The following is a 24,269-nucleotide window of genomic DNA, read 5'->3' as shown; positions in this document are numbered from 1 at the left end:
TAAATTAGTTTAAAACTACAGACCAATGTCAGAAAAACAGATGCTAACACAGATAGACGGGATTGTGATTTACCGCAATTTTGTTGAAAACCTTCCTTACAATCCTCATCTTAAAACTTTAGCAAAGGAAAAGCGGAAATTAGGAATTCTCTCAGAAGTCTTGTTTTGGAAACAGGTCAGAAGTCGAACTTTTCATAATATTGATTTTGACAGACAGAGAATTATCGGCAATTATATTGTTGATTTTTATGTGAAAACATTAGGTCTGGTTGTTGAAATTGATGGTGCAAGCCACGATTTTAAAAAGGATTATGATTTGGAAAGAACAAAGTATCTGGAAAGCCTGGGTCTAAAAGTTTTTAAAATTTCTGATTGGGATGTAAAACAGAATCTCTCTTTAGCAATGAAAGATTTAGAGAATTATATTATTCAACATTATAGTTCTTAGATAAAGATTTTTCTTTGAAACAGGATATAAGAATTACTTTAATTGAAATACGATTATAGATTGTAAACTACCCCATATTATCGATTGTAAACCACCCCGTCAAAATTTTATCAAATTTTGCCACCCCTCCAAAGGAGGGGAATTTTAAAACAAACTTTCATCCACAAAATTTGGCAAGGTTACTTTCAGGTTTGGTTCAGCTTCCATAGCGCGTTTGATGGCGAAAACAGCACCTTCATTTCTTGCCCAGCTTCTGCGGGATATGCCGTTGTTGACGTCCCAGAAGAGCATAGATTTCAGTCTTCTGTCGGCATCATCGCTGCCATCCAATAACATCCCGAAACCACCGTTGATGACTTCGCCCCAGCCAACGCCGCCACCATTGTGGATGCTCACCCAAGTTGCCCCACGGAAACTGTCGCCAATCACATTCTGGATTGCCATATCTGCCGTAAAGCGCGAGCCATCGTAGATATTGGAGGTCTCTCTGTATGGAGAATCCGTCCCCGAAACATCGTGATGATCTCTTCCCAAAACAACAGCACCAATCTCTCCATTTTTGATAGCTTTATTGAAGGCTTCAGCGATTTTCATTCGGCCTTCTGCATCGGCATATAGGATTCTGGCTTGTGAGCCTACGACCAATTTGTTCTTTTGCGCACCTTTAATCCACGTGATATTATCCTGCATCTGCTGTTGGATTTCTGATGGCGATTGGCTAATCATTTTTTCTAAAACTCGGCAAGCGATATCATCTGTTTTCTGTAAATCTTCTGGCTTTCCACTGGTGCAAACCCAACGGAACGGCCCGAAACCATAATCAAAACACATCGGCCCCATAATATCCTGCACATAAGAAGGAAATTTGAACTCTCTTCCCAAAGTCGGATTGCTAGACATGACATCCGCGCCAGCTCTGGATGCTTCCAACAAAAAGGCATTGCCATAATCGAAGAAATAGGTTCCTTTTTCGGTGTGCTTATTAATAGCAGCAGCGTGTCTTCGTAAAGTTTCCTGTACTTTTTCTTTGAATAATTCAGGATTTTCTGCCATCATGGTATTGGATTCTTCAAACGAAATCCCAACAGGATAATAACCGCCCGCCCAAGGATTATGAAGGGACGTCTGGTCTGATCCAATGTCTATTCTTAGGTTTTCTGAATCAAATTTCTCCCAAACATCCACGATATTTCCTAAGTAGGCGAGAGAAATGGTTTCTTTATTTTCTTGCGCATTTCTGACTCTTTGTACCAATTCATCAAGATTTTCGTGAATCTCATTCACCCATTTTTGATCGTGACGGATTTTGGTAATCTTGGGATTAACTTCTGCAATCACTGTCACGCAACCTGCAATATTACCCGCTTTTGGCTGCGCGCCCGACATTCCGCCCAATCCTGACGTGACAAATAATCTACCTTTGGGCTCTTTATTAATCTTTCTGAATGCATTCAAAACGGTAATAGTTGTTCCATGCACAATTCCCTGCGGACCGATGTACATATAGCTGCCTGCCGTCATCTGCCCATATTGCGTAACGCCCAACGCATTGAACTTCTCCCAATCATCAGGTTTGGAATAATTAGGGATCATCATTCCATTGGTCACTACAACTCTTGGCGCATCTTTGTGCGAAGGAAACAATCCCATCGGATGACCAGAATACATTGTCAACGTTTGCTCGTTCGTCATCTCAGACAGATATTTCATCGTTAGAAGATACTGCGCCCAATTGCTGAACACTGCACCGTTTCCACCGTAAGTAATGAGCTCATGCGGATGTTGAGCCACAGCATAATCTAGATTGTTCTGAATCATCAGCATAATGGCTTTTGCCTGCTCAGATTTTCCCGGATATTCTGCGATATCTCTCGCTTTCATTTCATAATCCGGACGAAAACGATACATGTATATTCTACCATATTTCTCTAATTCTTCCTTAAATTCCGGCAACAATTCTGCATGAAACTCAGGTTCGAAATAACGTAAAGCGTTTTTAAGAGCGAGTTTTTTCTCTTCATCCGTTAAGATTTCTTTGCGTTTTGGTGCGTGATTAATATTGATATCGTATGGTTTTGGCTGAGGTAATTCGGTGGGAATGCCTTGTTGTATTTGCTCTTGAAAAGTCATTTTATTATTTTGTTTTAATCCTTTGCTTAGGCTAAAGGACAAGATTTATATTAATGAATTTAATGCTTTAAAGATATTCAATTTTAAGAAATATAGCGTAGTGAAAGGGGATAAAATTCCCTCCATTGGAGATGTGGTCTTTGGAATTTATAATATTGAAATTCAGGATGGTTAATATTGATAATGAGAAATCACAAAATTTTATAAATCCTTCATGCTTATCGAAAGATTATGTTTAACATCAACATTGGTTATTCTGAAAACTTTTTTCCGCCATCCCATCAAGAGAGAAGAATAGGAGTGGTGATTGGGTTTAACTTTTCGAATATTAAATTCTGATCTACAAAAATTTTTGATTGATGTTTCTAAGATATATCTTTGCAGCATTAAAAAAAATGGGTGAATCGTGTGTAACTCACGAGCTGTCGCGCAACCGTTATGTTAATTGGCAAAGTCGGATCCCCAAAATCTTTCGCGATTTGAAGTAGAAAACGAAACGGATTTCTATTCATTTCAATCGTTTAACTGTTTAATTCTAAAAAAAGGAAATGAATTACGAAGACAAAATTAAAGAATCTCAAACCCACGTTTTTAAAGTGGTTTTTCCTAACACAACTAATCACCATAACACGATGTTTGGCGGTAAAGTAATGGAGATGATGGATGAAGTGGCTTTTATGACTGCGACTAGATTTGCGAGAAAATCATTTGTAACGGTGAGCTGTGATCGCATTGATTTTAAAAAACCAATCCCTGCAGATACTTTGGTAGAGCTTATTGGGAAAGTAAAGTATGTGGGCAACTCTAGCCTAAAGGTAAATGTAGAGATTTTTGTAGAAGAAATGTACGCCGAAACTAGAGAAAAAGCGGTGTCTGGAGATTTTACTCTGGTTGCCATAGATGAAGATAAAAAGCCACAGAAGATTTTTCAGAATTAATTGTACGGATTCTTGAGGTATAATTATAAGTACACTTTTAATATTTGAAAAGTATTAATCATAAAAAAATGGTTATCGATTATTCGGTAACCATTTTTGTTTTATTGTGATTGTTATTGACCTTTGTTGAGCTTATTTATTGTCTTTTTTAGCATATAAGTTAAAGTATTGTAAGGCAAATAATAATCCTAAAAATGTCATCCCAACACCTATTAATGAAGGGTAGGCGTAGGAGAGTCCGTAGATTAAAGGTATGCCTCCTAGTAAAGCTCCCAATGCATTGGCGATATTAAATCCAGCTTGCATAAAGGCTGCTGCCATCATTTCTGCTCCTGGAGCTGATTTCATAATCATAATATTGAGAGGTGCCGCTATAGACATTGACAATGCACCACACAAAAAGGTTAAAATCAAAGAAATAATAGTGTATTCTGCTAATAAGAAAACGGCTAATAATAACAGCATCATTGTAAATAATAAGATTATGGCTGTTTTTGGCGCACCCATTTTATCTGTAATGTATCCACCTGCTAGATTACCAACGACCATCCCAGCACCAGCAAGAATCATGATATAAGCCATGTTACTTTCTTGAATTCCGGAGACTTGTGTCATTAAAGGAGCAATATAGCTGAACCATGTGAATAGTCCTCCAAAGCCAATTGCAGTAATGGTTAGGACATACCATGATTCTTTATTTTTTAAAAATTTCAGTTCTGTTAAGAAATTTGTTTTGTTTTGATTTTCCAGATTAGGAAGCCACAGACGTATGGATAAAATCGTAATAATACCTATCACACCAACAATTGCAAAATACCAGCGCCAATGATAGATATGACCAATATAGGTAACCAATGGTACCATAGCGAGGTTAGCAATGGTAAGCCCAGTGAACATTAAGGATATATATAATGCCTTCTTGCTTGGAGGAGCTAATCGTGTTGCCACAACAGTACCTACCCCAAAAAAAGCACCATGTGGTAATCCCGATAAAAATCTAATGATTAACATAGAATTATAATCAGGAACAATCGCTGATAAAAAATTGAAAATTGTAAAAATAATCATCAAGATCATTAATACTTTTTTTGGAGGATGTTTTACAGAAGCTGCTATTAATAGAGGAGCTCCAATAACTACACCCATAGCGTAAGCGGAAATAAGATGTCCAGCTTCTGGGATAGTGATGTGGAGTGTTTTTGCCATATCGGGGAGTAATCCCATAATGGTGAATTCTGTAGTGCCTATTCCTAGTCCACCAATAGCTAAGGGTATGATTCTTTTATCTAACATATTTTTTAAAAGTAAAGAAGACGCTTCTTGTAAAGTTTTATCTTATTATAAATTATTTTTTAGGCTAAAGTAAGCGTATTGTATATAAGCAACCGATAAGTTTTGATTAAGGTTTTGTGATATATCATCAACTATTTTATCCAAAGTATATCGTAAGATTGCTGTTGATTAGTGAGGTTTTAATTGTGCACAAAGTTCTGAAATATAAATTCAGTATTGATTGTAATTACTATTTTTTTTTAGAATGAACGAAAATTGTGATTGCTTTTCTAGCATCATTAATTATTCTTATACTGTTATTAATGGCTTAGTGTTATCATAAATAGGCTGTAATAATGTGATATGTTAGACGTTTTATTTTGTAGATAATATTGTAAGGATTAGCTAATCAGTATATTCGGTTATTTAGGTATCATTGAGAATTAAAAAAAATAATATCAATGATTACAATGAGAATTTGATTGAAAATATTTTTCTTGTTTAGAATTTATATTTGTTGAAAATTAATACTTTTACACCTAAAAATAAAATAGATATATGGCATCTGGTATATTTGCAATTTTAGACGATATCGCTGCATTAATGGATGATGTAGCTGTTACAAGTAAAGTTGCAGCCTCTAAAACAGCTGGTATTTTGGGTGATGACTTAGCGGTTAATGCAGAAAAAGCAACAGGATTTTTATCTTCTCGTGAGCTACCTGTATTATGGGCAATTACCAAGGGATCTTTCATTAATAAACTGATAATTGTACCTATTGCGTTGTTGCTTAATGCATTTTTCCCGATTGCGATACAGTATATATTAATTTTGGGTGGATGCTACCTGGCTTATGAAGGCGTTGAAAAAATTATAGAATATATTTTTCATCGTCCGAAGAAAGGGCAAGAAGTTATCGAGGAGAGAACACAAAATGATAGTTCTGCAGAAAAACTTAAAGTAAGATCTGCTATAACAACAGATTTTATCTTGTCGATAGAAATCGTAATAATTGCGTTGGGAAGTGTTTTAGATCAGAGTTTGTTAATCCAAATCATAACCGTAGCAATTGTAGCTATTCTTGCAACAGTGGGCGTTTACGGTATAGTTGCATTAATTGTAAGGATGGATGATGCAGGATTTCATCTTATCAGAAAATCTAATGATAAAGGAGTGGTCTCTAAAGTGGGACATTTCTTAGTGCAATCTCTACCAGTTGTTATTAAGATATTAGGATTTGTAGGGACTATAGCTTTATTGCTGGTTTCTGGTGGTATTTTCATTCATAATATTCATTATTTTCATGAGATTCTACCTAATGTTCCGTTGCTTATAAAAGAATTTGGGTTGTCATTAATAGTTGGTATCGTAATCGTTTTTATGCTAAGTATCGCTAAGCTAATATTAAAAAAAGTAAAGGCTTAGAGACATTATATAATCAAGATTAGAGTCAGAATAGTGTAATTATTCTATCTAATAATACATTAAAGATGATTGTAAAAAAATAACACAAAGACAGGAAGTATTGTCAATTAAAACAATCCAGTGCCTTTGTGTTATGGTTTTATTTTAGACTAAAATTAATCTGAAACTATTATTTAACTTTCTGAAGATCTAAATCATCAAAATCAAAACTGAAATCTGTAACATTAGAAATAGCTTTCATTTTTGCAGAAAGGGCTTTTCCGTTTTCATCAAAAGTAAATGTTAAAAACGCATCAGCATCATAGCTTCTATCATCCCATTTTATCACAAATGTATTGTAATTATAAGGTAAGACTTCGCCTTTCAATCTTGGTGAATTTTTACAATAGATTCTAAAGATTTTTCCTTCTTGTTTAACTTCTACATCACCAAACCAAGCATCTTTATAAACGCCGACAAATTGCTCTGCTTTAGCTAAAGTATTAGAGCTTTTCTGAGCTTGCGCAACTTTATCATAAACTTCTTTTTTCTCTTTGTTAAAACGTTCTTCATTTTTAACATTTCTTTCGCCAAAAGTTTTCAACCAATTACGATCTTCAATCCCAAGATAGCTGTCTTTAACAGAATTGGTAATCGTAGTAAAAGCCATGCCACTTTGTTGATTAGTCAACACCACAATCCCTAACTTAAGATCCGGAATCAAAGTAAAATGCGTCACTGTGCCAATTAATCCACCGCTATGTTGGATCTGCTGATGACCTTTGACGTCGCTCACAAACCAACCTAGTCCATATCCGTAAAACTTAGTATCATAAGGATTTTTGATCGCTACTTTGTCAGGCATTTGTAATGACCAAAGCTCATGAGCATTTTTCTCAGAAACAAGGCGTTTTCCATCTTTGGTTACAAAACCATTCATCAGAAAATTAGCCCATGTTGTCATATCCGTAATATTGCTCATAATACCGCCCGCAGCGTTGGCAGTCTCGTTCCAATCATGTGGTACAGCAATCGCTTTGCCATCAACTGGAGCATGAGCATCAATAATATTATTAGAATTTTTAGCACGATTATAAGATCCAAAACTTGCTGTCATCCCAACAGGTTTCATAATACGTTGCTCGATAAAATCTGCCCAAGACAGTCCAGAAATACGATGGATGACTTCTCCAGCTACGATAAACATGATGTTATTATAGTCCAAATTAGTACGGAAAGGATTCTCCGGCTTAAGATATCTGACATTGTGTACAATATCATTAACGCTTAGACTTCCTCCTTCTGGGAAAAACATCAAGTCACCTTGTCCTAATCCTAATCCAGCACGATGCGTAATAAGATCTTTTACCGTCACTTCTTGAGAAACATAAGCGTCATACATCTGGAATTCTGGGATAAATTTTGAAACTTTATCATTCCAGTTTAATTTGCCTTCATCCGCTAATATTGCTAATGCAGTTGCCGTAAAGCCTTTAGAATTAGAAGCAATACCCACCAAGGTATTAGCATCCATGGATTGTTTATTTTTAAGAGATCTTACCCCAAATCCTTTAGAATAAATAACTTGTCCATCTTTTACAATGCCGACTGACATCCCAGGAACGTCAAAAGTTTTGATGGTATTCTGAATAAGGTCATCCAGCTTTTTTTCTGGAATCTGCGCAAAAACAGCAGTGGAAAAAGCCAGTAAAAGAACAGAAAATTGTGTCTTCATACTTCAATATATTATTTATTTCAAAGATATTGAATTGAAGTCGTCTGCTAAAATTAAAATTTAAAAAGAAGCGATTAGATGACCTAAAACCTTAAAGTTTTATGCATTCTATAGCTTTTGGCAAGAAAGAATTAGGGAAAACTTGACGTGCCTCGTCCGTCATCACTGTGAGATCATCATAGCGATTAGAAAAATGTCCTAATATTAATTTTTTAACGCCTGCTTTTTTCGCAATTGTAGCTGCTTCTTGCGCAGTAGTATGGCCGGTATAATCTGCCATTTCTTTCAATTCATGAAGAAAAGTAGATTCATGATACAAGACATCTACACCTTCTATGATTGGGATAATGTCTTCTTTATAACGTGTGTCACTACAAAAAGCGTAAGAAATAGACGGTTTAGGATCTGTTGTCAATTCTGAATTAGGGATAATATCACCGTTTTCACAGACAAAATCTTTTCCGTTTTTAAGATTCTGATAATCGCAAATTTCGATGTCTTTATATTTTGCAATTTCATCCATATTAAGAGGGCGCTCTTTTGGTTTTTCCTTAAAAAGATAACCATTGCAATAAATTCTGTGATCTAAAGGAATTGTATATACTTCAACTCTTTTATCATCGTATATTTTTTCAGAATATTTTTTGTCTAACTCATGATATACCAACTCAAATCCACGATGGGTTTCTGTAATCGTGAAAATAGTTTCTAGCATTTTTTTGATGCCTTTCGGGCCGTAGATATGCAAAGGTGTTGTACGCCCAAGCAATCTGAATGAGGCGATTAATCCTGGTAACCCGAAGCAGTGATCGCCGTGTAAATGGGAAATAAATATATGATTGAGCTTAGAAAATCTAGCCTTAGCTTTTCTTAGTTGTACCTGAGTTCCTTCGCCACAATCTATTAAGAAATGACGTTCTTCCATCTCCAAAAACTGAGCAGTTGGCGAAGAGTTAATCGTTGGTATTGCAGAATTAAAGCCTAATATGGTAAGATAAGTACTCAATATGAATGGTTTAGATATTTAAGATGGATTGTTTGATAAAAATTCTAGAAACAATTTGATAGCTGCATTACGGTGGCTGATTTTATTTTTATCTTCGGCGGACATTTCTGCAAAGGTCATATTATGGTCGTCTGGCATAAAGATGGGATCATAGCCAAAACCATGTTCTCCAAAAACCTCTTTTGTTAGATTGCCATAAGCACGTCCTTCAAAATAACGTATGCCACTGTCGTCGATATAGCATAAAACAGTGATGAAATAAGCTCTACGATTAACTTCATCGGTCATTTCTTCCAGAACTTTTTCTATATTTTTCTTGAAATTATGATCGCCAGCATATCTTGCTGAGAAAATCCCAGGTCTTCCGTCTAGAGCTTCTACAACCATACCGCTATCGTCACCCAGACTTGGTTTTCCTGTTTTCTCATAGCAATATTTAGCTTTAATCAAAGCATTAGCGGCAAAGGAGTTTCCATCTTCTATAATTTCGTCGTTCAGATCATAATCAGCCAGGCTCATTACGAAATAATCAGAACCTAAAATCTGCTGTATTTCCTCTTTCTTATGTAAGTTATGTGTTGCTACAAGAATATCCATTTAATATAAAAAATAATTATTCATCAAAGATAATAGCTTTTCTGCAAACCAACATATAAAATCCTCCTCCAAATAAAACTAAACCTAATAATAATGATAATCCATGACTCCAATTAAATAAAGATTCCAAGTTTTCTTCGCCTAAAAAAATAACCATCAAAGCAGAAATTAAATTATTGAAAGCATGTAAAAGAATAGGCATTAATAGAGATTTAGTCTTCTGATAAACCAATCCTAAAACTGTCCCGAGTAAAAATGCACCAACAAATTGCCACGGATAACCATGAACGGCTCCAAAAATAAAGGACGAAATTAAAATTGCATGCGAGGGCTTCAAGCCTTTTTTAACCAAAGATTTTTGTAAAATCCCACGGAAAACAATTTCCTCTAAAATGGGTGCGAAAATTACTACCGTTATAATCATGGAGACATTATCTGTCGCCATCATGCTCATTTGGTTTTCAAAAGATTGATAAATCTCACCAAAAACTGGTCCCGTTGTGGGAATTAAGGAGACGAAAAATTCTGAAATCAACATCATCCCAAACATCATCGGGAAAATAATCAAGTACACAGAAACAGGCATTGATCTAAAATTAAACTGTAGCCTTTTCCCAATCGGTTTTAGAATAAAAACCTCATAAAAGAAAATAGGCACAATCATCGACAATGCATATGCTGCCATATTAAACAATGGGGAAGCGGTATAATTAATATTGAAAATAGACTCGCAAATCACCGCAATAATCGCAACTGCTGTCTGTCCTGCTAATAATCCTAAAAATAGAATAAGTCCAGCTTTCCAATCAAAAGCCTGTATGCTTGTTTGTTTCTCCATTAATTTAAACTTTTCATATAATATAAACTTTCGCCAGCAAATAACTGCGGATGAAACATCTTGATATAATCCTTAAGCACCAAGTCGGCACGCACCACGCCACTTTGAAAATAATCATTCGCCATGCCTTTTTCTCGGTTATTAATCATGTATAATTTGCCGTTGTTGTAGACATTCATCTTAGAGTAGTTGGGGTTAATAGTCAATAATTCCTTTTTGGATTGATGCCCGCTAAGATTAACCCAAAACTGAGCTTCTTTGGCCTTAACAAAAACTTCTTCAAAGCTTAAAGCTTTAGATGAAATATCTGTATTATCAGCCAGAATATATTGTGCATGCGCATCTTTTATTAAAATTGACGTTGATGTTCTCCCACCTGGCAAAAACCATTGATTACCATACATCTCGTTGCACAAGATAATTGGTTTTTCTGTAGCTGTAGAAGCTTCTTTCTTGTACAATTGATAATTGTTATCTATAGCTTGATATCTTGCCTGGGCCAAATCTTCAACTCCAAATAATTTCCCAAACAACAATAGATATTTTGCCTTTTGCAAAGGATCTTGCTCCATATATTCATCTAGAAAAATAATCGTGATGCCACTTTTCTTCAAAATATCATAGGTATTCTCAAAACTCGGAATGTAATTGGTGAAAATCACATCAGGCTTAAGACTAATGATTTTTTCGAGGTCATATTTTTGGTCATTTCCTACATTTTGAATCGCGCCAGATTTTATTTGATTTAAAATTTTATCCGAAAAAATATACTCTGGACTAGAAACGCCGACGATTTTTGACTCCAAATTAAGCTCAGAAAGATAACCAAGTAAGCTGGCGTTCAAAAAAACAGCAGATTTATAAGGTAATTTTGATTTTTCTATAGAATAATTGAATTTTCCTGCTGTAAGCTTTATTACAGAATTATTGTCTTGATAACTAAGACGTTCTGAAATGATAGTGCTAGAATCTGTAATTATTTTAGCTTCCTTTTTGCATGAAAAAAGGATTAATGTGGAAAATAAAGTTAAAAAAAGTGCTTTCATATTTCAAAGTAAAGAAAATATTGCTATATTTGCAAACCCTTAAACAACAAGGTAACACAAGGCCTCGTGGCGCAACTGAATAGCGCATCTGATTACGGCTCAGAAGGTTACAGGTTTGAATCCTGTCGAGGTCACTAAAAAGAGAAAACATATTGTTTTCTCTTTTTTTATGTCTGACATTTCTCAATATCAATAAAATACTATTTTTCATTTATTTTTTTGTAATTTTATTTTTACAAAATATTTACTATGAAAACACTTTTATTGATAAGGCATGCAAAAAGTGACTGGCCAGAAAATGTTGAAGATTTCGATAGACCTTTGACTGAGCTTGGTAAGCATAATGCTCCTATAATGGCTCACTTCCTAAAAGGGAAAAATATTGATATTGATACCTTTATTACGAGTCCTGCTCTAAGAGCTTTGCAAACTTGTCAATTGTTTTCTGAGGTTTATAATAAGCCTTATTCTGAGGATAGATCGTTATATAATCCGCGTGAGGTTCATTTTGAAACACTTATATATGGTGTTGATAAAGAGGTTGATACTCTCGCTTTATTTTCTCATAATAATGGTATTTCTAACTTTGCTAATACATTAACGGATGAGATTGTAAATCTTCCGACTTGTGGTATTGCTGGCTATCAGATAGATTGTGATGATTGGTCTGATTTTGAAATGGCGAAAAAGACATTCCTTTATTTTTATTCGCCTAAACACGTATAAGTTTCTTAGGTATATTTCTCAAATTGCAATTGCTTGATTACACTAACTCTAAAGTATGATTATGCTTTTGTAGACTTGTGATATATAATGCTTACAAGTTGAATAATTGACAAGCATTAAATTTATTTTTGGACTTTTTTTGAAGTTAATTAATTGGGCGTAAGTAATGATATAGAAAGCATTAATTGTTCAATAAAATTTATATTTTAGTTTTGTTAAAAATATAAATAGATGCACACGTTATTACCTTTTTTTCTCGCGATGATAGCTGCTATTGTTTTGCTAAATATGTGGGCTACAAAACTTAAGATTGCATATCCAATTCTATTAGTTATAGCTGGGTTGTTGGTTAGTTTTATACCAGGATTGCCCACGATAAAGATAGATCCGGATCTTATTTTCTTTATATTTTTACCACCTTTATTATTTGGGGCTTGTTGGACAATATCATTTAAAGAAATGAAAAAATGGTGGCGTATTATCAGCAGTTTTGCATTTTTGGTGGTTTTCTTTACGGCGCTTTCTGTGGCTATTGCGGCTAATTATTTTATCCCAGGTTTTAGTATTGCTCTTGGTTTTTTATTAGGCGGAATAGTCTCACCTCCTGATGCGGTAAGTACTGGTGCAATTACAAAATTTGTAAAAATCCCCAAATCTACATCTGCTATCCTGGAAGGAGAAAGTTTATTGAATGATGCTTCTTCACTGATTATTCTACGCTTTGCATTAGTTGTAGTAGGGACGGGGCAGTTTATTTGGCAAGAAGCCGCTTTGAGCTTTATATGGATGCTAATTGGAGGTGTAAGTATTGGTCTATTGCTAGCATGGTTTTTTGTACAAGTACATAAAAGATTGCCAACTGATGCTCCTTCTGATATTGCGCTCACTCTTATAGAGCCTTATATCATGTATTGGGTTGCAGAGCAATTTCATAGTTCTGGTGTGCTTTCTGTTGTTGCAGGTGGATTGTATTTAGCATCTAAGAGATTGGTATTTTTAAACAGTTCTAGTCGTATTATGGGTTATAACGTTTGGGGAAGTTTTGTGTTTTTACTCAACGGTATTGTTTTTCTTATTATAGGATTAGAACTTCCTGAGATTGTTAAGGGTATCAGGGCTTCTGGTATACCACTAAGTACTGCAATTGGTTATGGGGTTTTGGTTACGGTTATCTTAATTGCTGCAAGGATGGTTTGTTCTTATGCTGCAATGATTTTTACTTTTATTTTTAGGCCAAAATTTGCTCCACGATCTTCCACAAGAAAAAGACAATGGATGCTGCCTCTTGTGTTAGGTTGGACAGGCATGCGCGGTGTAGTTTCGTTAGCATCGGCATTAGCAATACCTATTACTTTGGATAATGGTGAAGCTTTTCCGCATCGCAACTTGATTTTGTTTATCACTTTTGTTGCAATATTGCTAACGTTATTGGTGCAAGGGCTTACTTTACCATATCTTATTAAGAGTATGCGGATATATGAAGATTTTGTAAATGATGACGCCGAAGTGCTTACCAGAAAAAAAATGAAGAAAGACTTGAAACAACATGTCTATGAACATATTAAAAATAAATATGATCAAGAACTATATGATGATACAGTTTTTGATAAGTTTTTGAGACAATGGGAAGAAAGAGCAAAAGCTATAGACGATAGCTGGATGAATGAGAGAACAAAAGAATTTTTTTTAGAAATATTAGAAGTACAAAGGAAATATCTATCAGACCTTAATAGAAATACAGTCATTGATGAGGATATTATACGACAACAACTCTATCAAATTGACCTAGAAGAAGAGCGATTAAAGATTATTTAATAAAGTGAATTCAAGATTTAAATATTATGTTTTTGTTGATTGACCTTGAAAAAAATAAGGCTTAGATTAATCTAAGCCTTATTTTTTATGGATACACTTCGTAAGGATGTGTATTATTTTGTTGTATTTTTTCTGGTAATTACCAACCTTTTACCGCAGAACCTTTAAAAGCTTCTAGAGCAGCTTTTTCTACTGCATCTGATTGATAAGCTTTAACAAAGTTTTTTACCTTTTCTGAGTTTTTGTTGTCTTCTCTTGTCACAATAACATTCATATAAGGAGAGTCTTTATCCTCTTTTAGAATCCCTGATTTACTTTCGTCTAAGCCAGCTTGCGCAGCAAAATTATTATTGATAATAGCAATCACAACTTCTTTATCATCCAGAACTCTTGGGAGTTGAGGAGCTTCTATTTCTATGATTTTAAGCTGTTTTGGATTGTCTGCAATATCCGTCACTTTAGGAAGAAGACCAACGTTGTCTTTCAATTTTAATAATCCATTTTTCTGAAGTAGAAGTAGAGATCTCCCGCCATTAGTCGGGTCATTAGGAATGGCAATGGTACTTCCGTTTTGTAATTCTGAAATGTTTTTTATTTTTTTAGAATAAGCAACAATTGGATATACAAATGTATTGCCTACAACAGCTAGCTTATAACCACGTTGCTTAGATTGCTCCTCTAGGTAAGGAACATGTTGGAAAGCATTGGCGTCAATTTCTCCATTGTTAAGAGCTTCGTTAGGGATGACATAATCATTAAAAGCAACTAATTCTACATCTAGATTATACTTTTCTTTCGCCTCTTTCTTGGCAACTTCGGCAATTTGTTGTTCTAATCCTGCGGTGATACCAACTTTGATGTGATTGGGATTATCATTTTTAGTTTTTCCACAAGCATTTAATAATAAAAGGCTCACTGCTGCTAAGCTTAAGAATTTTAGTTTATGATTCATTTTTTTTATTTTTTAACGATGATTAAATTTTTTAGAAAGCCTATCGCCTGTAAACTGAATGGCAAATACCAATAGTATTAATAATATTAAAACACTATTCATGATTAAGGCATTGTAACCAACATAGCCATATTGATAACCTATTTGTCCTAAACCTCCTGCGCCAACGGCACCACCCATCGCAGAGTAGCCAACAAGCGTAATCAAGGTAATACTTGCATTGTTGATTAGAGAAGGAAGTGATTCTGGCAATAACACTTTTTTGATGATTTGCAAAGGGCTTGCTCCCAGTGCTCTTGCTGTTTCTATTAGCCCATTAGGTACTTCTAGCAAGCTATTCTCAACTAATCTGGCAATAAAAGGTGCTGCGCCAATACTTAGTGGTACCAATGCGGCGTTCATACCAATAGATGTTCCTGTAATGGATCTTGTGAAGGGTATAAGCCAAACAATTAATATGATAAAAGGAATAGATCGAAAAATATTAACCAGAATAGATAGAATTCGGTTATAATATTGATTTTCTAAAAGTTGACCTTTTTGAGTTAAAAATAAAATGATTCCAATTGGTAAGCCTAATAAAAAACCAAAGAAACCAGACAGAAAAGTCATGTAAATAGTTTCCCAAAGTCCTTTAGATAGTAATGAAATCGTTGTTTCGTCAAGCATATCCTCTTAATGTATTTATGATATTATTTTGATTGAAATATTGGATGGCTTTAGCATTCTCTTCTGTGTTACCTTGTAGGTGAAGTAAAAGCTTTCCGTAGTTGGCAGTGCCTAGATATTCTACATCAGCACTAATAAGTTGGTAAGGGATTTTATAATCGTTATTTATTATGGATAATAGTTTTTCGCATTGTATCTCGCCATTAAGTTCTAGTTCTACCAAAGGAAATAATCCTACCGTTGGCTGGTTCTCTAGCTTATCATATAGTGATTGCGGTATTTTCATGGGCTTAGAGGTGATAAATTGTTTGAGAACAGAATTGGTTCTGTCGGTAATAATATCCTCTAGCATACCCTTTATGACTAATTTCCCGTGATCTATAACTGCAACGTGATTACAGATAGATTTTATCACATCCATCTCATGGGTTATTAGAAGAATGGTGATGCCTAATCTATTATTAATGTCCTTAAGAAGTTGCAAGATAGATTGAGTTGTAGCTGGGTCTAGCGCGCTGGTTGCTTCATCGCATAGTAGTACGTAAGGATCATTAGCTAAGGCTCTTGCAATGGCAACTCTCTGCTTTTGTCCGCCAGAAAGGCTCTTGGGATACTCATTGGCTTTATCTTCTAGGCCAACAACCTTTAGAAGTTCGTTAACTTTTGTTTTGATTTCCGTTTTGTCAATGTTATCTAACTCTAGAGGTAGAGCAATATTATCAAAAACAGTTCTGGATGTTAATAAATTGAAATGCTGAAAAATCATTCCGATTTTTTTGCGCTCCTTGGCAAGTTCTCGATTGCTTAGTTGGGTTAAGTCTTTTCCGTTAACAATAATTTGACCCTGATCTGGCTTTTCTAAAAGATTGATAGTACGGATTAATGTACTTTTACCAGCGCCTGAGAATCCTATGATTCCGGTAATATCACCTTGTGCAATACTTAGGCTAACATCATCTAAAGCTTTGAGATGTTGCTTTTTTTGATGGAAGGTTTTAGATATATTTTTGATTTCGATCATCGAGTTTCAATTTTATTATTTCTTTTATTAATCATTGGAGCGATTACCCAATTGTAAACATAACATCCCATACATACTTTAAAAACCGATTCTAAGAATGCAAAAATAATTAATATCCCGCCAACAACATAAGCCGCGAAGAAATAATTGAAGTAAGCAAGAATAAAAATTATAAGCGTGAACAAAAATCCTATCGATGCGGCAAATTTCTTAGGTGCAGCAAGTACAGGTTTGGGTTTTAGTCCTAAGGAGCGCATAATTATTTTGGCTGATAATGCTAGGGGAGATGGGTAGTAAGAGAACGCTCTTATTGCGAAGTCTACCGTTAATATCAATAGAATAAACTCCCAACGGAAGATTAATGCCAAGCTTGTCCATATAATAACTTGTGCGGCTATTAATCGGGCTATATTTTCGTCAATATAATATTTGGAAATTTCTTTGTTGCTCATGGATGTTAATAGGATAAAGAAATAAGGTGATAACGCTGTTCTGCAGTAATGATTATTCTAATTGATTTTATGATTGTTTCTTTATTTAGTTTAAAAAGATCGACGTATTAATAACATAATTTCAATAGGATTATGTTAAGTATGTGGATTAATTAAAGCGGGATTTTTTTCAGTTAAGAGCCAAATATACGAAATGTACACGATTCTAACCCCGAAAATAATAAAGAACAGTAATATTAATCATGCTAGTATTAGCATGGTTGCTGTAGAGAATATTGATTACTAAGACATCAATATTAATGATAAAGACTAAGGTTTTTAGAGAGATAACGCTTGTTATTTTTTTCTCCAATCCCAAGGAGCAATAGGCTCTTTATCTTGCCAAAGCCCGATTTTATTTTTACGACTTTTAATTTCTAATTTAGAATAATCTTTGTCGTTAGAGTATTTTTTATAATGCCAAGCGAGACCGTTTTTTACTAATTCTTTATTAACATTAGTACCATCTTTTAAAATAACTTCGCCAAGAATTCTGTTGTATCTATCCGTTTTTCCATTGGTTTTGATCATTACCATTTTACCAAAGCAAATATCGGAGGCAAATAATTTAGCTTTATTCCCGAAAGCTTGTTTTTTTTCTGGGCAATCTATGTGCGCTAACCTAATTGTTTTTTCAGTTTTGTTAAAGAAAATCTTAAAGGTGTCACCATCCTTAATACCAGTTACTTTAGCTTCAAAAAATAGCGGAATGTCCGTTATTGATTTTTCTTTTCTTTGCTGGTAGAAGTTGAAGCTTGTTAATGAGAAAAGTAATAAAAATAAGCTAATGATTTTTAAGAAAACTTTCAATACTGTATAGTTTAGTTTGGGGTACAAAATCTTTTTAAAGGATGATTTTGCTTGGATTAAAGATGTCATTTTTGAAAACACAAATTTACAAAAAAAATAATCCCTTGTAATGACTAATCCTTTTAAATAGGGCGTTGTACGAATTTTTAATCTCTAATAATTAACCGCTAATCCGCTTATTTTTATTTTGCTCAAGTTTTTTTTAATTTAAAACGTATTACTAAAAAAAATCCCGAAATTTGTAGCCCTTCTAAAAATGCCGTTGTCCTTATGAAATTATGTATTGCCGAAAAACCGAGTGTTGCCAGAGATATTGCTAAAGTCTTAGGCGCCGATATGCCTAAGCAAGGCTATTTCGAAGGTAATGGTTATTGGGTGACATGGACGTTTGGACATCTTTGTACGCTCAAAGAACCGCACGATTATAGCGCACATTACAAATCTTGGGATTTAATTTTTCTTCCGATTATTCCTCAGAATTTTGGGATAAAACTAATCCCGAATAATGGCGTAGAAAAACAATTCAAAACCATAGAAAAATTAGTTGAAGATTGTGAAGAAGTCATTAATTGCGGGGATGCTGGGCAAGAAGGCGAAGTGATACAACGTTGGGTTTTACAAAAAGCAAAATGTAATAAACCAATGAAACGTCTTTGGATTTCGTCCTTGACGGAAGATGCAATTAAAGAAGGTTTTGCCAACTTAAAACCCGCCGAAGATTATAAAAATCTTTATTTAGCAGGAAATGCCCGCGCCATTGGCGATTGGTTGTTGGGGATTAATGCGACAAGATTATTTACTAAAAAATTTGGAGGAAACAAAGGCGTTTTGTCTATTGGACGCGTGCAGACGCCGACTTTAGCAATGTTGGTACAACGTCAAAAAGAAATAGATGCTTTCCAAACTGAAGAATATTGGGAGCTGAAAACTAAATATCGTGACGTTGTTTTCAATGCGGCGATTGATCGATTGAAATCTAAAGATAAAGCCGAAAAAGGCTTAGAATATCTCAAGCAACATTTATTCGAAATTGTATCTTTTGAGATTAAAGAAGGAAAGGAAAAGAATCCACGACTGTTTGATTTGACAGCACTTCAGGTAGAAGCCAACCGAAAATTTGGTTTCTCGGCAGAACATACATTAAAGTATATCCAGAGTCTTTACGAGAAAAAACATACAACTTATCCAAGAGTAGATACAACGTATTTATCAGAAAATCTTCACCCAAAGATTGATGGGATTTTGAGAACAATGACCATTTATTCGGAGTATACTTCCTTTTTGTTATCACAACCGATTCCTAAATCCAAAGCTGTTTTTGATGACACCAAAGTGACGGATCACCACGCGATTATTCCAACCGAAATTCCGCCATCTTCTAATCTTAGTAGAGAAGAGAAACAAATCTATGATCTTGTAGCAAGACGTTTTATCGCGGTTTTTTATCCCGAATGTAAAATTTCTAACACTTTGGTAGAAGGTCAGGTGGGAACAATTCCGTTCAAAGCTAATGGTCGTCAAATTCTAGAACCTGGTTGGCGAGAAGTCTATGCAAAGGACAAAAAAGACGATAGCGAAAAGAAAGATAAAGACGAAGAACAGACGATTCCTAATTTTGAAGCTGGAGAAAAAGGTGAGCATCAACCGTTGATCCATCAAGGGAAAACCAGTGCGCCCAAGGCTTACACAGAAGCGACGTTATTGCGTGCCATGGAAACTGCTGGGAAGCAAGTGGAAGATGAAGAATTGCGAGAAATGTTAAAGAATAACGGTATCGGAAGACCTTCTACGCGAGCTAACATTATCGAAACTTTGTTTAAACGAAAATATATTGAGCGCAAAAAGAAGAATCTTATTGCAACTTCAGTCGGCATAGAGTTGATTGATACTATTGAAGACGAATTGCTTAAAAGTCCAGAATTGACGGGTGAATGGGAGTTTAAACTTCGTAAAATTGAAAAAGGCGAATATGAAGCCAATCATTTCAAAGAAGAATTGATACAAATGGTGAGTGAGTTGACTAAAAAAGTTATCAATGAAAAGCCAAAAGTTTTCAAATTTGAGCAAGAAGAGCCAATCAAAGAAAAGAAAGAACGTGCGCCAAGAAAGGTGACCGCCATCGTTTGGGAAGAAACCTATTGTCCAAAATGTAAGGCTAACAAGCTAATGAAAGGTAAAACAGCGATTGGTTGTAGCGATTTCAAGCAATGTGGATTCAAGGTTCCATTTGTAGTTTTTGGTAAAAAGTTGACGGAGAAACAGATTCAGGATTTGGTGTTGAAAAGCAAAACTTCCAAACTAAAAGGTTTCACTGAGCATCCTGATAGCTTGGAAGAAGGTATTTTAAGTTTAAATCAAGATTTTAATGTATTGTTGAGTTAATCATCACATCAATAAATCATCATTTCATTTCTATATCGATGATTTTATTTCCAACATCGTCAAGATATTTTTTGATGAGAGGTTCGTATATTTTGTAGCCTTCATCGCTGTTGGTAAAGATGATGAGACCTTGTTTGGTTTTAGGTAATAGAAAAAATTGTGTTCTCACGCCATCGTCAGCACCGCCGTGAGATAAGGCGATTTCGTTATTTCCGAGGTCGTAAATTTCAAATCCAAGTCCAAAGTATTTTCCGTTTTTAATGGTAACTTGTTTGGTTTTCATTTCATTGAAAATTTTAGGAGATAACAAATTTCCATTTATAATATTGGCTAAAAATTGACCATAATCTTCAATCGTTGTTGCAAGATCATCTGCTGCATTGGCTGTTTTATTTTTAACAATGTCATAGGCTTTTCCGTTTTTGTCGTAGCCTATTACAATTTTACCGATATTTTTTTCGTTCCAGATATAGCTGGTTTCATTCATTTTTAAAGGTTTGAAAACTAATTCTTGTGCTAATTCTTCTAAACTTTTATGGAATTTATTTTCAACCGCTTTTCTTAGATATTCGAAACCTTCACCAGAATATTGATATTTGGTTCCTGGTTCAAAATCGAAACTTAATTTTCGATCTTTATTTTCCCATCTCCAATTCGGGAAGCCTGATTGGTGGCTCAATATCATTCTGATGGTTAATTTTTTATGACGCGGATCTTTTGCAATATCTGGATATGTCCAATAGTTGTAAAGCGGTTCGTCCAGACTCAATTTTCCTTCGCTGACCAATTTTAAAACCGTTATTGCAGTAACTGGTTTGGTAAGAGAAGCGACATTGAAAAGGCTGTTGTAAGACGCGTTTATTTTGCCGTCTAATGTGCCATAAACTTTTATTTGTGTCAATTTTCCATTTTCAATCACGCCTAATCCCAAAGTCGGAATTTGGTTATCCTTCAGCAATTGGTCTATTTCATCAGTGTTTTTCTGCTCGATAGAAGGTTTGTGGTCGTAACTTAAGACGTCACTCAATAGCCAAGAATCATTCTTTTTTAACCAAACCGTAGTGAATTTGGCATGACCATTTAAAACATCTTCTTTATTCTTTTCTCTGGTATAAAATTGATGATCTCCCGATTGTATAGCGCCGTACAAAACGCCATCATTGTACAATGGAAAAACTTGTAGGCTGCTTTCTATAACTTTGCGGATTGGCTTTTGATCTGAGTTAGAACAAACATTTTGTTTCATTCTTTCTAAGAAGATTTTTTTGTCTTGAAATCCTCCATTATCGTGATAAAATTTCAGTTGGTCGTCCACAGTTTTTTCTAAATAAACCAAATCACATTGATTGAAACCTCGCTCAAAAAATAAACTGTCTTGCTTTTTTAATTCTAGAAATAATGCTGAGTTTTTGTCAATTTGGGCATTTAAATTTCCAATAAAAACTAAGGAAATTAAAAGGCAAATACCGAATTGTTTTGTCATGATATAATTTTTGACAAAGATTCTTAATTAATAGCTTTTAGAAAGGAAAAGTCGCCCGACAATTACCCGACAATTGGATGTCGTGTTTATATGATGTTGAAATTCAGTTTGTAACGAAGTTTTTGAAATTTATCAATTTGGTAAGTATTTCTCAAAATGATATAAATATTAGCCAGCGTTAGAGCGATAATTGTGATTAATACAGATGATTGTCCAAGCTTAAGAAAAGCAACCAAAAGAAAAATTATAGGCGAAACAATTGCTAAAAATATTTGTAAAGTGATGATTTGTTTTACCAAGTCGGATTTTTGTTTCATGACCAGCATCAGAATTAATGGTGGTAAAAAATTGAGAACAGGGAACCAAGCGACAGGAAGCGAAGAAAGGTTGATGATTTTGATTAAAGTCCAGTTTTCTGTTTTTTTATTTTCATCGACTAATATCGGTTCTTTAATATCTGTTTTTTCTTCAAGTTGATTTTCGAGAATAATTGGAGTTAACAATTCATTTTCAGAAATGCTAAGACTTGTTGCCAGGGTTTTCAATGTATAACCTTTCGGGGCTGTCCCTGCTTCAATCCGCTGAATGGTTCTGACAGAAAGCCCAGATTTCTCTGCCAGTTCTTCCTGAGTTAGGTTTTGGGATTCTCGTATTTTTTTGAGTTGGGACATTTTAATTTTAAAATAAATCAAGCCAAATTTAAACTAAATATACCATTGATCCATTTGCGGATCATCATTTAATTCAAATCTATATACTTGATTATAGCCAATCTGTATTTGGAAAATTCTTTCTAAAGGAATGTGCATTAGAGAAGCGATGAGACATCTGATAATACCAGCGTGACAAACGACTACAATATCTTCGGACTCGTACATTCTTAATTTATTGAAAAATAAACTTGTTCTTTCGAAAAGGCTTAATAGATTTTCACCATTTTTAGGATGTTCGTGCACAATATTTTCGCTCCATTTTTTGAGTTCTTCGGTATTAATATCTTGCCATAATTGACCTTCCCAATCTCCATAATTAAGCTCTAGTAGAGCCTTGTCTACAGTGTGGTTTTTATCTAGATATTGTGCTAATTCTACGCAACGTGCACTAGGACTACTAAAAACTTTATCAAAAGAGTTAGGTAATAACTTTCTGATTTTAGCAAAATCTTTAAGATATGTTTTCTTTAATGGAACTTCTAATTGTCCGTAGCAGATGCCTTTTGGTAAATCTATATCGGTATGACGAATCAAGTAAATTGACATGTGTTTTTTAACTTAATCCACAAATTTACGCTTTATATGTTGGCTTTTGATAGCTTTTGTAATAAAAAATAAAGATCACCCGAGAGTGATCCTATTTTTTTATATTCTGACTGCTGTACACTCAATTTCGATAAGACAGCCACCATTGAGAGGGCCAATTGGGATGATGCAACGTGTAGGTTTGTGATTCCCGAAAAACTCTGCATAGATACGATTAACCTCTGCCCAATATGCAATATCAGTTATATATACACGCATCTGGATGATAGAAGTTTTATCTTGTCCAAAAGCTTTTAATACATTTTCTACATTGGATAATGCCAATTGAGTCTGTGCTTCTATACCTTCTGGCACTTCTTTAGTTTCTGGATGTTTTGGCAATTGTCCAGATAGGTAAAGTGTACCGTTATGTTCTATGGCTGGAGAAAAATGTCCTGCAGGTGATGGTAAAGATGGGCTGGTAAGAATTTTCATAATTTATTTTTTAGTTAAAATTTATTTCTAATGTAATTTTTAAAAATTGTTCTGATGAGTGATTGATATTCTTTTAAAATAAATAAACAAGATAAAAATCTTATTATACATCAATGTAATCATGATGCAAAGTCTTTATCTTTGTAGTACAAATTTATAATAAAACTTACAATGAAAATATTAGCGGTATCAGGTAGTAATTCAGAAACATCAATGAACAGCTTATTGGTAAAATATGCTTCAACTTTATTTGCGGGCGATAATCAGATAGATTTTGTTGATATGCAAGACGTAGAAATGCCTATTTACAAACATTCTTTAGAAGTTAATAATGGGATTCCTGCAGAGGCGACAACATTGGCGGCTAAGATTGATAATGCTGATGTTCTTTTGTTAGCGTTGCCAGAGCATAATGGGACTTACACAACAGCATTTAAGAATGTTTTTGATTGGGTTTCTAGGATTAAAGATAGAGCAGTTTTTAATGAAGTTCCTATGTTGTTAATGGCGACTTCTCCAGGTGCTAGAGGAGGAGCGGGAGTTATAGAAGCTGCTTCTAAGCGTTTTCCTTTCCATGGTGGTAATGTGGTAGATACCTTTCTATTGCCGTTTTACAGCGATAATTTAGACAAAGAAACAGGTAAGATTCTTAATGAAGAAAAGAACTTAGAACTAAAAGCTAAGATTGATAAAATTTCTCAATTAGAAGCTATTCTTCAAAAATAAAAGATAATTTTTTGGAAGTATAATCTTAAATGGTTTACTTTTGCACA

23 protein-coding genes, 1 tRNA gene and 1 riboswitch are annotated in these 24,269 nt (G+C 34.5%); of the genes, 8 read left to right on the top strand and 16 right to left on the bottom strand.

Features of this window, described 5'->3' with window-relative positions; genetic code table 11:
* Window positions 1–25: 25 nt before the first annotated feature.
* Window positions 26–448, top strand: a complete 423-nt coding sequence (locus ACQQ6V_RS06585; protein ID WP_448844754.1) for an endonuclease domain-containing protein — start codon at window positions 26–28, stop codon at window positions 446–448.
* A 144-nt stretch (window positions 449–592) separates the two neighbouring features.
* Here the strand turns inward: ACQQ6V_RS06585 and hutU are convergent, their stop codons facing one another.
* Window positions 593–2,578 (bottom strand): urocanate hydratase, encoded by a 1,986-nt coding sequence (hutU, locus tag ACQQ6V_RS06580; protein ID WP_448844753.1) that lies wholly within the window; start codon window positions 2,576–2,578, stop codon window positions 593–595.
* Window positions 2,579–2,960: 382 nt separating this feature from the next.
* A riboswitch (adenosylcobalamin-variant (AdoCbl-variant) riboswitch) is annotated at window positions 2,961–3,050 on the top strand.
* 76 nt (window positions 3,051–3,126) lie between these two features.
* Here hutU and ACQQ6V_RS06575 point away from each other — a divergent pair.
* On the top strand, window positions 3,127–3,516 hold the full coding sequence (locus ACQQ6V_RS06575; RefSeq protein WP_448844752.1) for an acyl-CoA thioesterase: 390 nt from the start codon (window positions 3,127–3,129) through the stop codon (window positions 3,514–3,516).
* A gap of 132 nt (window positions 3,517–3,648) precedes the next feature.
* Here ACQQ6V_RS06575 and ACQQ6V_RS06570 read toward each other — a convergent pair whose 3' ends face one another.
* Window positions 3,649–4,809, bottom strand: a complete 1,161-nt coding sequence (locus ACQQ6V_RS06570) for an MFS transporter (RefSeq protein ID WP_448844751.1) — start codon at window positions 4,807–4,809, stop codon at window positions 3,649–3,651.
* A gap of 537 nt (window positions 4,810–5,346) precedes the next feature.
* Here ACQQ6V_RS06570 and ACQQ6V_RS06565 point away from each other — a divergent pair.
* On the top strand, window positions 5,347–6,213 hold the full coding sequence (locus ACQQ6V_RS06565; protein WP_448844750.1) for a DUF808 domain-containing protein: 867 nt from the start codon (window positions 5,347–5,349) through the stop codon (window positions 6,211–6,213).
* Window positions 6,214–6,382: 169 nt separating this feature from the next.
* Here ACQQ6V_RS06565 and ACQQ6V_RS06560 read toward each other — a convergent pair whose 3' ends face one another.
* The 5 genes from ACQQ6V_RS06560 to ACQQ6V_RS06540 all read right to left on the bottom strand — a co-directional run bounded on the left by ACQQ6V_RS06560 (window position 6,383) and on the right by ACQQ6V_RS06540 (window position 11,414).
* Window positions 6,383–7,927 (bottom strand): serine hydrolase, encoded by a 1,545-nt coding sequence (locus tag ACQQ6V_RS06560; RefSeq protein ID WP_448844749.1) that lies wholly within the window; start codon window positions 7,925–7,927, stop codon window positions 6,383–6,385.
* Between the two features lie 91 nt (window positions 7,928–8,018).
* A complete protein-coding gene (locus ACQQ6V_RS06555; RefSeq protein ID WP_448844748.1) occupies window positions 8,019–8,933 on the bottom strand; it encodes a ribonuclease Z in 915 nt (304 codons plus the stop codon).
* 18 nt (window positions 8,934–8,951) lie between these two features.
* Entirely contained in the window at window positions 8,952–9,530 is a 579-nt protein-coding gene (gene rdgB / locus ACQQ6V_RS06550; protein WP_448844747.1) for an RdgB/HAM1 family non-canonical purine NTP pyrophosphatase, read from the bottom strand.
* A gap of 16 nt (window positions 9,531–9,546) precedes the next feature.
* The gene (locus ACQQ6V_RS06545) at window positions 9,547–10,368 is read right to left on the bottom strand and encodes a CPBP family intramembrane glutamic endopeptidase (protein ID WP_448844746.1); all 822 of its coding nucleotides are present in this window, start codon (window positions 10,366–10,368) and stop codon (window positions 9,547–9,549) included.
* The gene (locus ACQQ6V_RS06540; protein ID WP_448844745.1) at window positions 10,368–11,414 is read right to left on the bottom strand and encodes an ABC transporter substrate-binding protein; all 1,047 of its coding nucleotides are present in this window, start codon (window positions 11,412–11,414) and stop codon (window positions 10,368–10,370) included. The genes ACQQ6V_RS06545 and ACQQ6V_RS06540 overlap by 1 nt, the downstream gene beginning before the upstream one ends.
* A 60-nt stretch (window positions 11,415–11,474) precedes the next feature.
* Between ACQQ6V_RS06540 and ACQQ6V_RS06535 the strand changes: the two genes are divergently transcribed.
* The 3 genes from ACQQ6V_RS06535 (at window position 11,475) to ACQQ6V_RS06525 (ending at window position 13,955) form a co-directional block, all read left to right on the top strand.
* A tRNA-Arg gene (locus tag ACQQ6V_RS06535) sits at window positions 11,475–11,548 on the top strand.
* 115 nt (window positions 11,549–11,663) lie between these two features.
* Window positions 11,664–12,140, top strand: a complete 477-nt coding sequence (locus ACQQ6V_RS06530; RefSeq protein WP_448844744.1) for a SixA phosphatase family protein — start codon at window positions 11,664–11,666, stop codon at window positions 12,138–12,140.
* 231 nt (window positions 12,141–12,371) lie between these two features.
* Window positions 12,372–13,955, top strand: a complete 1,584-nt coding sequence (locus ACQQ6V_RS06525; protein ID WP_448844743.1) for a Na+/H+ antiporter — start codon at window positions 12,372–12,374, stop codon at window positions 13,953–13,955.
* A gap of 139 nt (window positions 13,956–14,094) precedes the next feature.
* Here the strand turns inward: ACQQ6V_RS06525 and metQ are convergent, their stop codons facing one another.
* From metQ to ACQQ6V_RS06500, 5 genes are all read right to left on the bottom strand, one after another.
* Complete coding sequence (gene metQ, locus ACQQ6V_RS06520) at window positions 14,095–14,907, bottom strand: methionine ABC transporter substrate-binding lipoprotein MetQ (RefSeq protein WP_448844742.1); 813 nt, start codon at window positions 14,905–14,907, stop codon at window positions 14,095–14,097.
* Window positions 14,908–14,919: 12 nt separating this feature from the next.
* On the bottom strand, window positions 14,920–15,576 hold the full coding sequence (locus ACQQ6V_RS06515; protein ID WP_448844741.1) for a methionine ABC transporter permease MetI: 657 nt from the start codon (window positions 15,574–15,576) through the stop codon (window positions 14,920–14,922).
* A complete protein-coding gene (locus ACQQ6V_RS06510) occupies window positions 15,569–16,597 on the bottom strand; it encodes a methionine ABC transporter ATP-binding protein (RefSeq protein ID WP_448844740.1) in 1,029 nt (342 codons plus the stop codon). Before ACQQ6V_RS06510 ends, ACQQ6V_RS06515 begins: the two co-directional genes overlap by 8 nt.
* Window positions 16,594–17,049 carry a DUF4395 domain-containing protein gene (locus tag ACQQ6V_RS06505; RefSeq protein ID WP_448844739.1) on the bottom strand — a complete coding sequence of 152 codons (456 nt, stop codon included), beginning with the start codon at window positions 17,047–17,049 and terminating at the stop codon, window positions 16,594–16,596. The genes ACQQ6V_RS06510 and ACQQ6V_RS06505 overlap by 4 nt, the downstream gene beginning before the upstream one ends.
* Before the next feature lie 336 nt (window positions 17,050–17,385).
* The gene (locus ACQQ6V_RS06500) at window positions 17,386–17,967 is read right to left on the bottom strand and encodes a thermonuclease family protein (RefSeq protein WP_448844738.1); all 582 of its coding nucleotides are present in this window, start codon (window positions 17,965–17,967) and stop codon (window positions 17,386–17,388) included.
* Window positions 17,968–18,168: 201 nt separating this feature from the next.
* On the opposite strand from ACQQ6V_RS06500, the gene ACQQ6V_RS06495 reads away from it, so the two are divergent.
* Window positions 18,169–20,280, top strand: coding sequence for a type IA DNA topoisomerase (locus ACQQ6V_RS06495; protein WP_448844737.1), 2,112 nt, complete (start codon window positions 18,169–18,171; stop codon window positions 20,278–20,280).
* A gap of 19 nt (window positions 20,281–20,299) precedes the next feature.
* On the opposite strand, the gene ACQQ6V_RS06490 is transcribed toward ACQQ6V_RS06495, so the two are convergent.
* The 4 genes from ACQQ6V_RS06490 to ACQQ6V_RS06475 form a co-directional block, all read right to left on the bottom strand.
* Window positions 20,300–21,763, bottom strand: a complete 1,464-nt coding sequence (locus ACQQ6V_RS06490) for a serine hydrolase domain-containing protein (protein WP_448844736.1) — start codon at window positions 21,761–21,763, stop codon at window positions 20,300–20,302.
* 86 nt (window positions 21,764–21,849) lie between these two features.
* Entirely contained in the window at window positions 21,850–22,434 is a 585-nt protein-coding gene (relB, locus tag ACQQ6V_RS06485; protein ID WP_448844735.1) for a type II toxin-antitoxin system RelB family anti-toxin, read from the bottom strand.
* Between the two features lie 33 nt (window positions 22,435–22,467).
* The gene (gene cobC, locus ACQQ6V_RS06480) at window positions 22,468–23,022 is read right to left on the bottom strand and encodes an alpha-ribazole phosphatase family protein (protein ID WP_448844734.1); all 555 of its coding nucleotides are present in this window, start codon (window positions 23,020–23,022) and stop codon (window positions 22,468–22,470) included.
* A gap of 99 nt (window positions 23,023–23,121) precedes the next feature.
* Complete coding sequence (locus ACQQ6V_RS06475) at window positions 23,122–23,496, bottom strand: RidA family protein (RefSeq protein WP_448844733.1); 375 nt, start codon at window positions 23,494–23,496, stop codon at window positions 23,122–23,124.
* Between the two features lie 171 nt (window positions 23,497–23,667).
* Here ACQQ6V_RS06475 and ACQQ6V_RS06470 point away from each other — a divergent pair, with 171 nt between their 5' ends.
* Window positions 23,668–24,222: an NADPH-dependent FMN reductase gene (locus ACQQ6V_RS06470; protein WP_448844732.1), complete on the top strand. Its 555-nt coding sequence runs from the start codon at window positions 23,668–23,670 to the stop codon at window positions 24,220–24,222.
* Window positions 24,223–24,269 lie beyond the last annotated feature (47 nt).

It is taken from the genome of Chryseobacterium electrogenes (assembly GCF_053553015.1).
This window is presented reverse-complemented; position numbering and strand designations above follow the sequence as displayed.